18 protein-coding genes are annotated in these 15,779 nt (G+C 39.1%); 12 read left to right on the top strand and 6 right to left on the bottom strand.

The genetic code is table 11. The annotated features are described in order from the left end of the window. The first annotated feature begins 383 nt into the window (after positions 1 to 383). The 3 genes from HH219_RS09440 to HH219_RS09430 all read left to right on the top strand — a co-directional run bounded on the left by HH219_RS09440 (position 384) and on the right by HH219_RS09430 (position 1,380). The gene (locus HH219_RS09440; RefSeq protein WP_054203413.1) at positions 384 to 593 is read left to right on the top strand and encodes a cold-shock protein; all 210 of its coding nucleotides are present in this window, start codon (positions 384 to 386) and stop codon (positions 591 to 593) included. Between the two features lie 181 nt (positions 594 to 774). Then, positions 775 to 984, top strand: coding sequence for a cold-shock protein (locus HH219_RS09435; RefSeq protein WP_016706518.1), 210 nt, complete (start codon positions 775 to 777; stop codon positions 982 to 984). Positions 985 to 1,170: 186 nt separating this feature from the next. After that, positions 1,171 to 1,380 (top strand): cold-shock protein, encoded by a 210-nt coding sequence (locus HH219_RS09430; protein ID WP_054203412.1) that lies wholly within the window; start codon positions 1,171 to 1,173, stop codon positions 1,378 to 1,380. A 90-nt stretch (positions 1,381 to 1,470) separates the two neighbouring features. On the opposite strand, the gene HH219_RS09425 is transcribed toward HH219_RS09430, so the two are convergent. Then, complete coding sequence (locus HH219_RS09425; protein ID WP_054203411.1) at positions 1,471 to 1,866, bottom strand: hypothetical protein; 396 nt, start codon at positions 1,864 to 1,866, stop codon at positions 1,471 to 1,473. Positions 1,867 to 1,970: 104 nt separating this feature from the next. Between HH219_RS09425 and HH219_RS22405 the strand changes: the two genes are divergently transcribed. After that, positions 1,971 to 2,795 (top strand): LysR family transcriptional regulator, encoded by an 825-nt coding sequence (locus HH219_RS22405; RefSeq protein WP_169327289.1) that lies wholly within the window; start codon positions 1,971 to 1,973, stop codon positions 2,793 to 2,795. A gap of 52 nt (positions 2,796 to 2,847) precedes the next feature. Here HH219_RS22405 and HH219_RS09415 read toward each other — a convergent pair whose 3' ends face one another. After that, a complete protein-coding gene (locus HH219_RS09415) occupies positions 2,848 to 3,933 on the bottom strand; it encodes a TonB family protein (protein ID WP_169327288.1) in 1,086 nt (361 codons plus the stop codon). Positions 3,934 to 4,208: 275 nt separating this feature from the next. Between HH219_RS09415 and ribA the strand changes: the two genes are divergently transcribed. The 6 genes from ribA (at position 4,209) to csrA (ending at position 10,289) form a co-directional block, all read left to right on the top strand. Beyond that, positions 4,209 to 4,832 carry a GTP cyclohydrolase II gene (ribA, locus tag HH219_RS09410; RefSeq protein ID WP_054203409.1) on the top strand — a complete coding sequence of 208 codons (624 nt, stop codon included), beginning with the start codon at positions 4,209 to 4,211 and terminating at the stop codon, positions 4,830 to 4,832. A 78-nt stretch (positions 4,833 to 4,910) separates the two neighbouring features. Further along, positions 4,911 to 5,699, top strand: a complete 789-nt coding sequence (locus HH219_RS09405) for a BPSS1780 family membrane protein (protein WP_054203408.1) — start codon at positions 4,911 to 4,913, stop codon at positions 5,697 to 5,699. An 11-nt stretch (positions 5,700 to 5,710) separates the two neighbouring features. Beyond that, positions 5,711 to 6,163, top strand: coding sequence for a regulatory protein RecX (locus tag HH219_RS09400; RefSeq protein ID WP_054203484.1), 453 nt, complete (start codon positions 5,711 to 5,713; stop codon positions 6,161 to 6,163). A gap of 19 nt (positions 6,164 to 6,182) precedes the next feature. Then, positions 6,183 to 8,783: an alanine--tRNA ligase gene (alaS, locus tag HH219_RS09395; protein ID WP_054203407.1), complete on the top strand. Its 2,601-nt coding sequence runs from the start codon at positions 6,183 to 6,185 to the stop codon at positions 8,781 to 8,783. Positions 8,784 to 8,789: 6 nt separating this feature from the next. Beyond that, positions 8,790 to 10,013 carry an aspartate kinase gene (locus HH219_RS09390; protein ID WP_054203406.1) on the top strand — a complete coding sequence of 408 codons (1,224 nt, stop codon included), beginning with the start codon at positions 8,790 to 8,792 and terminating at the stop codon, positions 10,011 to 10,013. Positions 10,014 to 10,097: 84 nt separating this feature from the next. Beyond that, complete coding sequence (csrA, locus tag HH219_RS09385; RefSeq protein ID WP_054203405.1) at positions 10,098 to 10,289, top strand: carbon storage regulator CsrA; 192 nt, start codon at positions 10,098 to 10,100, stop codon at positions 10,287 to 10,289. 34 nt (positions 10,290 to 10,323) lie between these two features. Here the strand turns inward: csrA and HH219_RS09380 are convergent, their stop codons facing one another. After that, positions 10,324 to 10,788, bottom strand: coding sequence for a YcxB family protein (locus tag HH219_RS09380; protein WP_054203404.1), 465 nt, complete (start codon positions 10,786 to 10,788; stop codon positions 10,324 to 10,326). A 107-nt stretch (positions 10,789 to 10,895) separates the two neighbouring features. On the opposite strand from HH219_RS09380, the gene HH219_RS09375 reads away from it, so the two are divergent. Beyond that, positions 10,896 to 11,885: a hypothetical protein gene (locus tag HH219_RS09375; RefSeq protein ID WP_231658953.1), complete on the top strand. Its 990-nt coding sequence runs from the start codon at positions 10,896 to 10,898 to the stop codon at positions 11,883 to 11,885. A 16-nt stretch (positions 11,886 to 11,901) separates the two neighbouring features. On the opposite strand, the gene HH219_RS09370 is transcribed toward HH219_RS09375, so the two are convergent. The 3 genes from HH219_RS09370 to HH219_RS21955 are packed head-to-tail and all read right to left on the bottom strand — an operon-like array spanning position 11,902 to position 13,731. Next, positions 11,902 to 13,071, bottom strand: coding sequence for a HAMP domain-containing histidine kinase (locus tag HH219_RS09370; RefSeq protein ID WP_169327287.1), 1,170 nt, complete (start codon positions 13,069 to 13,071; stop codon positions 11,902 to 11,904). Continuing rightward, complete coding sequence (locus HH219_RS21960; RefSeq protein ID WP_349251613.1) at positions 13,064 to 13,294, bottom strand: helix-turn-helix domain-containing protein; 231 nt, start codon at positions 13,292 to 13,294, stop codon at positions 13,064 to 13,066. Before HH219_RS21960 ends, HH219_RS09370 begins: the two co-directional genes overlap by 8 nt. A gap of 47 nt (positions 13,295 to 13,341) precedes the next feature. After that, a complete protein-coding gene (locus HH219_RS21955) occupies positions 13,342 to 13,731 on the bottom strand; it encodes a response regulator (protein WP_249118485.1) in 390 nt (129 codons plus the stop codon). Positions 13,732 to 14,007: 276 nt separating this feature from the next. Between HH219_RS21955 and HH219_RS09360 the strand changes: the two genes are divergently transcribed. After that, positions 14,008 to 15,729 (top strand): amidohydrolase, encoded by a 1,722-nt coding sequence (locus HH219_RS09360; RefSeq protein WP_249118484.1) that lies wholly within the window; start codon positions 14,008 to 14,010, stop codon positions 15,727 to 15,729. The last annotated feature ends 50 nt before the right edge of the window (positions 15,730 to 15,779 follow it).

The following is a 15,779-nucleotide window of genomic DNA, read 5'->3' as shown; positions in this document are numbered from 1 at the left end:
TGGACGCGTTTAGCTTAAAAATAAACATTGCACTTATTAATAATTATTAAAGTTGTCAACATCGTTAATAATTATTAATAAAGTGGGATCTTGCTGCAGGACACTGTTAACAAGGGAAAGAGCTTTTGAAAGTATCAATAACACGACCGTTTGATAGTTTTCTTCGTGTTAATATATAAATAAAATTAAATAAAACTTGTTCTATGGTCGGATTTACTGTTATCCTTCTTCGCATCGGGTTGATAGAAAGCCCTGTTTATTTGTAAGTACCACGTTGTTATTAGTAATAATCCTTCGCGTTATCCTCAGTTAAATATTCGTTTTCTTCCTTGTTAAATTGCCTATTTTAAAGGCGCACTTTTATTAATTCTTAGGATACTATTATGTCTACTACAACTACTGGTTCAGTAAAATGGTTTAACGAAGCTAAAGGTTTTGGTTTTATTGAACAAGAGTCAGGACCTGATGTTTTTGCTCATTTCAGCGCAATCACAAGTGATGGCTTTAAAACTCTAGCTGAAGGCCAACGTGTACAGTTTACTGTTACTCAAGGTCAAAAAGGCCCGCAAGCTGAAAATATCGTTTGCATCTAAATTGTTTAAATTGATGGGTTATTACTAACCCGTCAATATATAAGTTTGAAAAAAAATTGTTTATTTGTACGTACCACGTTGTTATTAGTAATAATTATACGCGCTGTCCTCAGTTAAATATTTTTTCCGGCTCAATCGTCTGAATTACAGACACACATTTACTATATTTAGGATATCTATTATGTCTACTACAACAACTGGTACAGTTAAATTCTTTAATGAAGCAAAAGGTTTTGGTTTTATCGAACAAGAGTCAGGTCCTGACGTTTTTGCTCATTTCAGTGCTATCTCTGGCGATGGTTTTAAAACCCTTGCTGAAGGCCAACGTGTACAGTTTACTGTTACTCAAGGTCAAAAAGGCCCGCAAGCTGAAAACATCGTTTGCATCTAATTGCCTTATTTAATGGGTTAGCAATAACCCATTAATGTTTAGAAGTTTGAAAGAAAGATTGTTTATTTGTACGTACCACGTTGTTATTAGTAATAATTCTACGCGTTATCCTCAGTTAAATATTTGTTTTTTCCAGCTCAACCGCCTCTTTATGGCACACTTTTATTAATTTTTAGGATATCTATTATGTCTAACACTACAACTGGTACAGTTAAATTTTTCAACGAAGCAAAAGGTTTCGGTTTTATCGAACAAGAGTCAGGTCCTGACGTTTTTGCTCATTTCAGTGCAATCTCAGGCGACGGTTTCAAAACTCTTGCTGAAGGCCAACGTGTACAGTTTACTGTTACTCAAGGTCAAAAAGGTCCACAAGCTGAAAACATCGTTTGCATCTAATTGCATACAATTTAATGGGTTAGCAATAACCCATTAATATTATTATTTAAAATAACCTCTGCATTTTTAATACATTTCACATTCTTTTATTCAGTATCTTATCGTACTCACAGTTTCGCGAAAATAATCCACTTTACCTGCCAACTCATGAGAAATAATATAAGTACGGCTGCTAACGTCTTTTTTTGCTTCACCATACCAAAATGATTGATCAAAGGTTGTTATATGCCAGCCATCCCCTAAAGCTTGAGATCCCATGCTTGTAATAAGGGTTCCTTTAGGAAAAATATCAGTACTTAGACGAGTTAATAAAGTTATAAAGCCAGCTTTGTCATTGCATTGTTGCCAACTGGTTTGCGCATCATCTTTGTAATGCTCTATACGCAGATCAATATCGTCAGCAATTAAATCTAGTAATGCCATATTTCCTTTTTCGAATAAATTTAAAACTTTATGAATTGCAATATCACTATAGCGTTCAATCATTTTTTAGTCCTTTTGGTTAATTGTATTGTTTTCTCAGTTGAAATTAGCAAATTCATAGTTATAGGTATAATATTGTTTATATTATCAATCTATAGGTAAATTATGTGATAGAGGTTAGGCCATTAACTTACTTCATCTCAGCATATGAGGAAGGATCAATCACTGCAGCGGCATCGCGATGTTTCATTGCTCAGCCTTCAGTTACTCATGCTATTAAAACTCTGGAAATAAGTTTAGGTGTTAAGTTATTTGAACGCAGTAAACGAGGTATAAAACCCACCGCTGATGGCCATAAGCTTTACAAACTTGCGAGTGATTTACTGTTACAAAACCAGCAGTTAGAGGCCGCTTTTATACCTAGCAATGTGCACGAGTTAAATCTTTATGTGCAGCCGGATATAAATATCGAGCGCTACGCTAATATTCTAGAACTGATAAAAAATACACCTATAAATGTTAACTTATTCATCGTTGATGTTATTGAACAAGCACAAATAGCGCTGATTGATGAGCAATTATTACCACCACAGTTTAAATTTAAAGGGCTAAACCAAGAAGGCTATAAGCTGATCGTACATAAAGATCACCCCTTAGCGAAAAATAAAACAGTGGGTTTGAATGAGTTGCAAGGGTTAGCCTTTATTGAAAGGCCTTACTGCACTAATCGAAAAGCATTTGAAAGACTTATTAGTGATGAAAACATATCAATCACTTATCAAGGCAAAGCTATCCATGACTTTCAGCTTCAAGGCCTTGTAAAGTTAGGTTTCGGGGTTGCTGTTATACCTGAATCATACATTCAAAAAGAATGTGGTTTAAAGTATATTCCGATTGTCTTAAATAACCCTATAATGCGCTCGATTGTATTAGCTTATCGAAAGTTACCAAAGAGTGTAGTTGCAGTTATCGAAGGTACCTCACTGATTTAAAATAATTATTTAAGTGAATAGGAAAGCTTGCGCAACAGTGCAAGCATTTAAATTAACGGCCTATTTTAAAATCTAGCTGCACTTTTGTGCTTGCAGTAACAGCTTTACCATCTTCAAACTTAGGCGCATAACGCCACTTTTCTATCGCTTTGATGGCTTCTTTTTCAAAAGCAGACCCAGCCTTAGATGAGTTAATTACTTTAATGTTATCGACAAACCCTGATGGTGTAATATCAAATTCCATTTGGACAAAACCACCTTGCCTCTTCTCTGCTTTACGTCTAGGGTACTTTGGTTCTTGTCTGTAAAGCGGAGTTAGATCTTGATTACCTTTCCATGGCACCATTTTAGCTATAGCAATGCAGTGCTTAGTGGCTTCGTCACTGTTACCTGTTTTTTCATAAAGATAAATCAACTTTGAATGGGCACTTAACTCCGCGTCATGATCAAAGCTGAGTGCTTTATCAAACACATTAACGACTCTGTTAAGTCGTGTGATTGCTTCATCATATTGGCGTTTACCTTGTAAAAAAGCAGCCATTAGGAAGTCAGCTTTAATTCTCGAAACTGAATTTTCTGGTAAGTTCTTTGTATAATATTCATCAGCTTCATTTAGATAATTTAGGGCTGTTCTGTATTTATCCCCTTGATAATTATAAGCGAGACCTTGTGCTGCAATAAATTGCATATCAGCAACAAGTTTAGGTTGTTTTTGCTGTTTGGCTGCCTCTATCACTTGCTCATAATAATTAGCCGCTTCTCTAGGTGATAGTGTGTTGTCAGCCATACCAATAAGCGCGTCAATAGTCTCTAGGCTGGTAGATGAGTGATTCGCTAATAAAGTATTGTATGCATATTCATATAGCTCAAAGCGTTGTTTTTTTAATTCAGCGCTTTTCCCCTTGAGCGTATTTGCATAATTTACAGCCAAGTTAGCCGTGTTATCTGAGCTGTCGCCATAGAACTTTTTCCCTAAGTAATAGGCTTGTTGTGCATAATGTTGTGCATTTTCCGATGATTGGATGGCATCTAAATATTGCTGATACACAGCGGAGAATTGACTTTTTACTGTATCTTCTGCACATACGTTGGCGCTATAAACGACCCCTAAACAGAGAAGTAAGGTGGGTAACTTCATAAAAATCCTTGCTGTAATGACGATTTAGGCTATCAAGATGTTGATGTGTTGTCACTGATTTAAAGTTTTTATTTTATATCTCAGCCGTAAGGTATAGGTAAGTTAAATTGGCGATTTAGCCTATGCGCTATCTGAGGTATAATGCTTGAATTGTTGGTAATTGCCTCAATATAGTGATTACTTATTGCGATGTTGCATTATTTTAAATACAAGTACACCTCGTGATAATATCACACTTTATAACATCGCATTTATTCTTAAAATTTGGATTTGTCGTGGCGCAAGTAAGAGCTAGAGTCCAGCTTAATGTTGGCAAAAACAGTGATATTCCCGCAGAAATAATCTCATTCAGCGGTTTAAAAGATGGTCAAGAGCATGTTGCATTGGTATTTAACCGTGCAGATACAGAGCAATCTGTACCACTTATCCGTATGCATTCTGAGTGTTTAACAGGCGATGTATTTCATTCATCTCGCTGTGATTGTGGCGAACAACTCAATGAATGTATTGAGATGATGAACCAACAGGGTGGTATTTTGCTCTATTTACGCCAAGAAGGGCGCGGCATTGGTTTATATAACAAAATCGATGCTTATGTATTGCAATCACAAGGTATGAATACCTATGAAGCAAATAACCATTTAGGGTTTGCTGATGATTTACGTGACTTCTCAGACGCCGTTTTGATGCTTGAAGCGATGGGGTTAAATCATGTTAAATTAATGACAAATAACCCAAATAAATTAAATGCACTGCGAGATGCTGGGATTGAGGTTGATTCAGTTGTAGGCACTCACGCTCATATTAAAGCGGGTGTCGTAGGGAATCGTGCTTATTTAGAAACTAAAATTAAGCACGGCGCGCACATGTTAGATATAAAGAAGATTAAAAAACCATAGTTTTGAGCTTTCAACTCTGTGATCCCACCTTGCGCCGAGTTATACTCGGCGTGTTTTGTTGCTAATTTAAGAGCTAGTATGTCAATTGAATTACGAGTATTTAAAGCCGATGCTGGGCTGAAATGGTTTAAAGCTGGGTGGCATATTTTTAAAACACAGCCATTTACCTTTATTTTTATGCACTTATTTATAGGTATTGTCGGCTTACTGTCGCTATTTTTGCCTTTTTTGCAAATATTAGCCGCGCTTGCAACGCCATTTTTAACGGCTGGTTTTTACCAAGCGGTAATTACTAAGCAGCAAGGCGGAAAAATTATGCTGGCCGATATTCTTAAGCCTTTCACGGCTAAAGGTAATCGAATGGGGCTATTACGTTTGGCATTGTACCAAATGGCAGCGGGTATACTGATGGCACTATTAGCCAGTGGTTTATTTGGTGAAGCGGTTGAAATTATGAGTAATCCAAATGTAGATCCAAATATCGCATTGCAGCAAGTCATTAACAGTATTTCGATGGCGAATGTGGCTTTGTTTTTAATTGCTTTGTCGGTTTATTTAACCGCGTTTGCGTACGCTGTACCACTGGTTTATTTTAATAAACAAAAACATATATTTGAAGTGCTAAAAAGCTCATTTATGGTGTTTTATCACAACATGGCTCCACTGAGTATATACGGCGCAATTGCAGCGGGTTTGATGATGTTTTCAATGTTCTTATCATTCTTGCCTCTGTTGGTTTTAATGCCGATTTGTTACATTAGTTTTTTTGTTTCTTATCAAGCTATTTTTATGCCGATTGTACCGCCAGCAGATGAAAAGCCTGTGGCGCAGCAGCATAATGATGACAGCGGTCGTTTTGACGCGTAATGGCTGATGAAATGGATGAAGCTTTACAAAAAAAGCTAAAGAATTATGTACTTTGGTTACTCGGACGCCAAGAATATTCGCGTCGAGAGTTAACCCAAAAATTACAGCAAAAAGAGGCAACGCCTGAATTTATCGAGGCTTTATTAGATTGGTGCGAAGAGCACAATTTTATTAATGAGCAGCGTTATATTGAAGGGTTTGTTCGTCGTCATATTGCTAAAAAACATGGTTTAAAACGTATACAAAGCGAAGCCATGGGAAAAAGGATTGACCGAACACTTTTAGAAAGTGTTATTGAATCATTTGAAATAGATTGGTTTGAGTTAGCGCAGGATGCGTATTTAAAGAAATATTCAAATTCACAGGACGACTTCGATCACAAAGAAAAAGCTAAGCGCGTGCGCTACTTAATGTATCGAGGGTTCAGTTACGAACAAATAGATTTTGCAATGCAAGCACAGTAAAAATGGGTGAGACGTTCACATGCAGCACATGACTACCGCACAGATCAGGCAACAGTTTTTAGACTTTTTTGCCAGTAAACAACATCAAATTGTTCCATCAAGCTCGCTTATTCCGGGTAACGATGCGACATTATTATTTAATAATGCCGGCATGGTGCAATTTAAAGACGTATTTTTAGGCGCAGAAAGTCGCCCTTATAACCGTGCAACAAGCTCACAACGTTGTGTGCGTGCCGGTGGTAAGCATAACGATTTAGAAAATGTAGGCTACACAGCCCGTCACCATACATTCTTTGAAATGTTAGGTAACTTTAGTTTTGGTGATTACTTTAAGCAAGACGCGATTAAGTTTGCTTGGGAATTTTTAACCGACGTAGTAAAACTGCCTAAAGAAAAACTGCTTGTTACTATTTATCATGACGATGAAGAAGCATTTGGTTATTGGGCTAACGAAATTGGTTTGCCTGAAGAGCGTATTATTCGTATCGCTACCTCAGATAACTTTTGGTCAATGGGTGACACTGGTCCATGTGGCCCATGTTCTGAAATTTTTTATGATCATGGCGAACATATTTGGGGCGGCCCTCCAGGCTCGCCTGAAGAAGATGGCGACCGTTTCATTGAAATTTGGAACTTGGTATTCATGCAGTATAACCGTCAAAGCGACGGTGCGATGGAGCCGCTTCCTAAGCAGTCTGTTGATACGGGCATGGGTCTTGAGCGTATTGCCGCTATTTTACAAGGCGTGCATTCAAATTACGAAATCGATTTATTCCAAGGCTTGATTAAAGCAGCTGCAGAAGTGACCAATGCACAAGATATGGATGATAAATCACTGCGCGTAGTCGCGGATCATATTCGTTCATGTGCATTTTTGATCTCAGATGGTGTAATGCCATCAAATGAAGGTCGTGGTTATGTACTGCGCCGCATTATTCGCCGCGCGGTTCGCCACGGCAACAAACTAGGCGCACAAGGTTCTTTCTTTTATAAATTAGTAGCGGCGTTAATCGAGCAAATGGGTCAAGCGTACCCTGAGCTTGCAAAACAACAAGAAATTATTGAAAAAGTACTGCGTATCGAAGAAGAGCAGTTTGGTAAAACACTTGAGCGTGGTTTAGCTATTTTAGAAGATAGCTTAACGAGTTTAACCGGTGATGTGATCCCTGGTGAATTAGTCTTTAAACTTTATGATACATACGGTTTCCCTGCTGATTTAACCGCTGACGTTGCCCGTGAGCGCTTTATGAGTATTGATGAGCAAGGCTTCCAAGAGTGCATGGCTGTGCAGCGTAAGACTGCCCAGCAAGCGGGTAAATTTGGTGCAGATTACAACCAACAATTAAAGTCTGATAAACACACAGACTTTAAAGGCTACACTGCAACACATTATAGCGGTACTGTAATCGAAATGTTCGCACAAGGTGAAACGGTATCAGTACTTGAAGATGGCCAACAAGGTATTGTAGTGCTGGACCGTACACCATTCTACGCTGAATCAGGTGGCCAAGTTGGCGACACAGGCACGCTAACAGTTGCAGGTGGTGAATTTACTGTTACTAATACAACCAAGCTTGGTAATGCTTTTGCACATCACGGAACAGTGATGGGTCGTATTGGTGTGAACGACAAAGTAGATGCAAACATTAATGATGCGCGTCGCGATCGCGTTAAAAAGAACCATACTGCTACGCATATTCTACACGAAGCACTGCGTCAGTTATTAGGCGACCACGTATCGCAAAAAGGCTCATTAGTAGACCCTGAACGTTTACGTTTTGATTTCTCGCATTTTGAAGCGGTTACTAAAGCTGAGCTACGTGAAATTGAGCGTGTAGTAAACGACGAAATTCGTCGTAACTTTGCCCTTAACACTGAGTTGATGGCAATCGATGAGGCCAAAGAAAAAGGCGCAATGGCGTTATTTGGTGAAAAATACGATGACGAAGTTCGCGTAGTCACCATTGGCGATTACTCGATTGAGCTGTGTGGTGGTACTCACGTAAATCGTGCCGGTGATATCGGTTTATTCAAAATCGTATCTGAAAGTGGTATTGCTGCTGGTGTACGTCGTATTGAAGCGGTAACAGGCGCTGATGCCATAGCTTACGTGAGCACGCAAGAGCAGCATTTAAACGATGTAGCGGCACTGGTAAAAGGCGATAGCGCCTCAGTGCTTGAAAAGGTAACCGCTTTGCTTGAAAAATCAAAAGGCCTTGAGAAACAAATTGCACAGTTAAGCGATAAGTTAGCAAGCGCAGCGGGTGCATCTTTACTTGATTCAATCGTTGAAATTAATGGCATTAAGCTACTTGTGGCAAACGTTGAAGGCACTGAATCAAAAGCGTTACGCGGCATGGTTGATGATCTTAAAAATAAGATTGGCTCAGGTGTTATTGCTTTAGGCGTTGCTGATGGCGACAAAGTAAGCCTGATTGCTGGTGTTACGAAAGACTTAATCGGTAAAGTTAAAGCGGGTGAGCTTGTGAACCACATGGCGTCTCAAGTTGGCGGTAAGGGCGGCGGTCGCCCTGATATGGCACAAGCCGGTGGTTCGCAGCCACAACATTTAAGCGCAGCACTTGATAGTGTTACAGCTTGGTTAACTGAGCGTACTTAAGCTTAAGTGGCGCTTATTGTTCAAAAATTCGGTGGCACTTCGGTAGGCTCTATTGAGCGTATAGAAGCTGTTGCCGACCTTGTTGTGAAAACTAAGCAACAAGGACATCAAGTGGTGGTGGTGCTCTCTGCAATGTCTGGAGAGACTAACCGCCTCATCAATCTTGCCAAACAAATCGATGCTCGTCCGAGCAGCCGTGAACTCGATGTGCTTCTAACAACGGGTGAACAAGTTTCTGTAGCACTACTTGCTATGGCTATTATAAAGCGTGGCCATTCTGCGGTGAGCTTATTAGCAGATCAAGTGAATATTCGTACTGATAATATGTTTGGTAAAGCGCGTATTGAAGACGTAGCAGCAACAAGGCTAAAACATGAACTTGAGCATAATCGCATTGCAATTATAGCTGGATTTCAGGGGCGCGATGTTGAAGGTAATATTACAACGCTTGGTCGTGGCGGTACAGATACCTCTGCAGTTGAGATTGCAGGTGCAATAGGTGCCGATGAATGTCAAATCTACACAGATGTTGACGGAGTCTATACAACCGATCCTCGTATTGAGCCTAAAGCGCGGCGTATGAGTCATGTCACTTTTGAAGAAATGTTAGAAATGGCTAGCCTCGGTGCAAAGGTATTGCATATTCGCTGTGTAGAAGCCGCCGGTAAATATAATTTACCGATAAGGGTGTTATCGAGTTTTAACCCAGATCAAGGCACACTAATTAGCTTTGAGGAAACCGATATGAAAAGTAATGTGGTCTCTGGTATTGCTTTTAATCGTGACGAAAGTCTTATTAACGTTAATGGTGTGCCTAGTGGCACTGAGTATTTAGCGTCAATATTGAAACTTTTTTCAGAAAATGGCATCGAAATAGATATGATTAATCAAGTTAATCATAACTTTGAAAAAATAGACTATGCTTTTACAGTACACACTAATGATTTTGATCAATCGCTTGAAGTATTACGTAATAATCCCCACTGTATTAACAGTGATGATGTATCAGGTTGTAGCTCAGTAGCTAAAGTATCAGCCGTTGGTGTAGGTATGAAATCACACTCAGGTGTGGCAAGTTTATTTTTTGATGCATTAGCAAAAGAGAATATTCAAGTGTTATTAGTATCAACATCTGAGATTAAAATCTCAGTTTTAATAGATGAAAAATACTTAGAATTGGCAGTACGTGCATTACATAAGGTTTTTTTAACGGAAAATGAATCGATTTAGAGTTTTTACTTACTTTTAAGGCTTATTTTCTTTAAGATACGAACGCGGAATCTTTTAATTTATTGGAATAATGGGAGCAAGAGAATGCTAATACTAACTCGTCGAGTAGGTGAAACCCTAATGATTGGTGACGAAGTAACAGTCACTGTACTAGGTGTTAAAGGAAATCAAGTACGTATTGGTGTTAATGCACCTAAAGACGTATCGGTACACCGTGAAGAAATTTACATGCGTATCCAAGCTGAAAAGTCTAACCCGAATCCGGGCAACGATTAATTAGCCAATTGAATTGATATGAAAGAGCCGCTTATTAAGTGGCTCTTTTTTTTATGTATTGAATAACGTCATCAGTGAGTACGCTGTTTGAAATATATTGCATACCTTTACTACTTTTTAAAACAATGCCTTGATTAGTAAAGATCACTTCATCAATGTTTTGCCATTCAAGTTGATAGCTTTTATACGGATTAACGCTTTTAAACCCTTCTTTATCAATCGTTAGGGTCGCTTCTGAACCTGATGCACGACTGAGCATTTGACGCGTTACCCACCAAGGTCTACGGTAGTAAAAAGCAACACACTCCAATACAGCAGCCATGATCATAAAGTTGCCTAAATAGTGCTTATCCATTACATATATTGCAATCAGCCCAAGGCTTACCAGTAATGCTAAAAAAGCATATTTAGGTTTTGCTTGTCCACTATAGGGCAATGATTCATCAAAACATTCATAAAAATAAGGTTTATCAAGGGTGTAGCTTGTAGTGAATAACATAGTTTTACTATTGATTCTAACAGTTGCGCTATTTTAGCAAGCTTAATTAAAAAAAGCCGTTTCTTTTGGCTTTCATTATGAGATGTTAAACAAAATAATGACGCTTTATGATGGGTAATATGTTTGGTTTAATGAGTTCGATCATTGTGTTGGTAAGTGCAAGCTCACTCAGTGCTAGCCCAATAGAAGCAAAACCGGTGACAGATTTTTTGGTTATGGCAGACATGCCTTATACAATTATTGATCATAAAAACTTAGCCCCCACAGGTCTTTTAGGCAAAAAAATAGCGCAAACTCCTCATGGTTTTTTAATGCACTTAGGTGATATGAAAGCGGGCGCAGAGCCATGCACTGATAAGTTACTTACAACACATAAGCAACTGCTTAGCACTTTAACAGAGCAGCCATTTGTATTTACACCAGGGGATAATGATTGGACCGACTGCGACCGTGAAAACTTAACCCCTCGTTATGATGAGCTAGAGCGTTTGGCTTTTATAAAAGAATTGATGTTTGATAAGGCTTACCTTGAAAAAGTGACTACACTGACGGGCTTTAAACGCCAAACGAGTATGACAGAAAATGCGCGTTGGCAGTTCGCTGACGTTGAATTTATGACGCTGCATATAGCGGGGACTCATAATGGTCGTCGGCAAGTATTAAAAAGTGATAAGCAAATGGCTTATCACCACGCAGACTTAAGAGATAGCAATAACCTTAGCTGGTTAGCGCAAGCAGACCCAAAAGCCAAAGCCTATGTTATAGCTTTTCAGGCAGATATTTATACTCATAAAACAGAGCAAGCTGCATGCAGTGAGTTGGTTACTGCCAATTGTGATGGCTTTAAAATCTATCGTGATGCACTAGCGCAGTTCGCCCAATCGGTGGCAAAACCTGTACTTGTCATTCATGGCGACACCGGTGAGTTTTGCCAACAAAAGTTAGCTGCTAATTTAACTCGTTTAAATGCACCCGGCGACTATATGTTTAGCGATATTGCCCAAGTTAGCATTACTGAAAGTAAAGATAGCAACGGGATAAACTGGCAAATTACGAGCCTTAAAACCAACAAACCATTAGTAAGAATCTGTAACTGAGCAATCTATGTTTAAGTTAATAATTGAATGTTAAGCGCACAGTAAACATATCTGCTTGCTGGGTAACATTATAGTGCCAGTTTAGTTGTTTACAGGCTTGGTTGATGATCATAAAGCCAAGTCCATTGCCTTTTTGGGTAATGTCTTTATTCGTAGTATTAGTAAATGTAATGCCAGTTTCACAAAGAGTTACCTGTAAATCGCCATTTGCATAATGTTGATAATTTCTACTGATTTGTTCTAACATTAAATTCAGTAACGGCTTGTAAGTATTAACTTTCAACGTTTTCATATTCATTTTAAGAACGATAGACACTCCTTGAGTTGCTAAATTAGTTTGCCAACTTTTGAGCTCGGTAGCTAGGTCTACTTCGTGTAAGTGGCATTCTTCTAATTGCCATAACGCTAAAATTGCATTGCTACTTGTGGTAAGGTTTTTTTGTGCATGAGACAGTTGATCTATAATAGGTAGAGCCGCAAGTGGTAAATCATCTTGCTGGGCGAATAAAGATAAACAATGGTTTATTTGGCTCAATGGTGTTCGCACTTCATGGCTTAAAAAAGCGGACAGTAGCCGCTCTTTTTGTTGTGCATCTTGCTCTTGCGCTCTAATTGATCTCAATTGAGTTGCAACAGTATCAAATTCATCAAAATAAAAAGTACGAATTTTCTTATCATGGACAGTGGCATGTAGCTTTAAAGTTTCAGTGATGATTTTTTTCGCACTATTTATGTTGATAACAATAATAACGACAGTGAGTATCCCAGCTATAAGCGCTAACCAAGGGAGTAAAGAGAGGGACTCTGCTTGGGCAAAATAATGAACTACAAATATTGGAGTGGTGTTTGTGCTGTATGGCAAAATATAAACATCATCACGATTGTGTTGTAATAGCGATACCTCGTTAAGCTCTAGTTGCTGTTGCTGCCATAAGTCAATGATCCAAGCTGGTAAGTCGTTTATGTTTTTAGTAACGATTTTAAAATCATCAATGTAAGGCTGCGCCAAATGGTTTTCAGCTAATTGCTCCGCATCATAAAACAGGTAATGTGCGGCGGTATCATCTAATGCATAGTGATGGCTATTTAATACGATAGCTATCCAAATCACTATAATCGTGAGTAGTGTAATGGCTGTACGTAATACTAAAAATTGACTGATTGAATGTTGTTTTACTTTAGTCATTTGCCAACCTAAGCGCTACGCCTTGTTTTTTTAACGTATGCAGTAGCTCCACCTCGTCATCTTTAGTGAGGTTCGTTCTTAGTCGCGTAAGTAGTGACTTATACATGTTGTTATTTACATCTTGATCTGGCCAAACTGTATTTATTATCATCTCTTTACTCACTGGAGCAGGGCTATGCCTTAGTAATAAAGCGACTAAAGTCCATTGTTGAGGTGATAAAATAATAGTGCGCTGCGCTCGTTTTATAATTTTAGCTTCTAGATCGATACTCAGGGTATCAAGATTAAAGTGTGTGGCTTCACAGCTATGTTTTTTGCAAGTAATTTTATTCTTATAACTAACTCTTCAAGTGCAAATGGCTTGGTTAAATAATCAAGTGCCCCTGCTGCAAATGCGGCGAGTTTATCCTCAAGCGCACTGCGTGCAGTGAGGAATAAAATAGGCGCGGTGTTAGTATCACGCCATTGTTGTGCTAATGATAAACCAGTGCCATCGGGTAAGTTGATATCAAGGATAATGGCATCATAATGTTGCCCAACACAGATCCCTTTTGCTTGCGCTAAAGAGCGGGCATAGTCCACCTCAATACCTTCATTTTCTAAAAAGGTAATAGCTTGTTGTGCAAGAATTGCGTCGTCCTCAACTAATAATATAATCATGGTGTTTTAGGGCGTGTTGACCTTTCGTGATTGATTTTGCAGCAGTCTATTTGGTATTTAGGCAAGGCAGAGCCTATGTCGTGTGGTGTTCCCCATAAATAGGCGATAACGTAGCATAAATGCTAAACATGCGCTGCCCTTTGTACTCTGACGCGGGGTGATAAAACAGCCCCTTTATTGAACGTATTTTAATCATAAAAAGTCAACTGCTTCTATACAGTTACCTTTAAGTTACCATTACTTTGTTAGTGTAGCGCTAAATATTTGGAGACAACAATGGGTACTATTAAAATGAATTTAGCAACGAGTGTTTTTGCTCTCAGCTGTATGCTGTCTGGCTGCGGTGATACGCCACCACAAGCATCTGAAAAACAAACCGATAACAATAATTCTAACGCGCATGTGGCGACTAAAGTTCTTTATAATGCGGATGTGTATACGGTTAACGGTCAACAACCGTGGGCACAGGCAGTCGCTTTGCAGGATAACAAAATAGTATTTGTTGGCTCTAACGATGACGTTCAAGATTTTATTGGGGCAACTACAAGCGTGCTCAATTTAGAAGGTAAAATGGTGCTGCCAGGGTTTCACGATGTGCATATGCACCCACTAGAATCTGCTTCTACAGCGACGCAATTTAGTATCCCGAGTTATGCTACAGCCAATGAGTACATTGATGCTATTTATAATGCCTCGGTACAAAATCCAGATGCGACATGGCTAATAGGTTATGGGCATGAAATAGCGACTTTACTCGCTATGCGTGACTCGCCACTTTCTGTAATAAATGAAGCCGTTAAAGATAGACCTGTGATCATCAAGGAACAAACATCGCACTCTATGTGGGTCAATAGTAAAGCACTTGAACTGGCAGGAATTACGAGCCAAAGTAAAGATCCAATAGGTGGGGTGATTGGTCGCGATGAAGAAGGCTACCTTGACGGTATTTTATATGATAACGCAGGTAATCAGGTGATGGAGCTTGCTATGCAGTCTTTACCAGATGCACAGCAACAAGATTACTTAGGGTTAATTGAATACACTATGCCCGAACTGAACAAGGCAGGCATAACGTCAATCAGCGATGCGCGTACGTATTGGCAGCGCGGGCACATAGAAACGTGGCAACGGGTTGCTGACGAAGATAAATTAAGTTTACGAGTTAATTTAGGGTTGTGGGCATATCCGCAAATGAATGACGAAAAACAAATTGCTAAGCTAAAAAGCTTGTACCAGTCAGACCAAAATAGCTTGTTAAAAGTAAACCAAGTAAAGTTTTATATGGATGGTATTTTAGTTAATACGACCGCCGCAATGCATGAACCTTATGCCATTAATTGGCTCGATTTATATGGTAATAAAGGGCTTAATTACTTTTCTCAAGCGCGTATTGAAAAGTATCTGACAGCACTGGAAAACCAAGGGTTTGATTTTAATATCCATGCCATTGGTGATAGAGGGATCAGCGAAGCGCTCAATGCGATAGGTAATGCGTCTATGGATAAATCTCGTCACCGTATTACCCATTTAGAAGTCATAGATCCTGATGACTATAAACGCTTTGCACAGCTTAATGTAATTGCTGATGCGCAAGTTGCGGGAGAGTTTACTAACCCGGCGCATTGGCCTGAAGTCGCTGAGTTTATTGGCACCGAGCGAGCGCAAGATTTAGTACCAATAAAAAGCCTGGTAACGGCAGGAGCAAGGCTAACACTTAGTAGTGATTGGAATGTCAGTACGTTTGATCCTTTAGTAGGGTTAATGCATGCAGTTACCCGTGCACCACAGGCAATTACTTTAGAGCAAGCCATTGCAGCGTACACCATTAATAGTGCGTATGCGATGCGACAAGATGATTTAGTAGGCAGTATTGAAGTGGGTAAACACGCTGATCTCGTCGTACTTGATAAAAACCTATTCAACATTAAACCAGACGAAATTACATCGGTGAAGGTGATGATGACATTGCTAGACGGTGAGCAAGTCTATAAACGTTAATAATTTAATCCTTGAAAGTAGCCGTTTTAAATTCGAGTGAATAGCAGTGG

The sequence above is a fragment of the Pseudoalteromonas sp. NEC-BIFX-2020_015 genome (assembly GCF_012952265.1).
Taxonomy (GTDB): domain Bacteria; phylum Pseudomonadota; class Gammaproteobacteria; order Enterobacterales; family Alteromonadaceae; genus Pseudoalteromonas; species Pseudoalteromonas neustonica.
The sequence above is the reverse complement of the archived record's forward strand: the minus strand, read 5'-3'. Positions and strand labels throughout refer to the sequence as shown.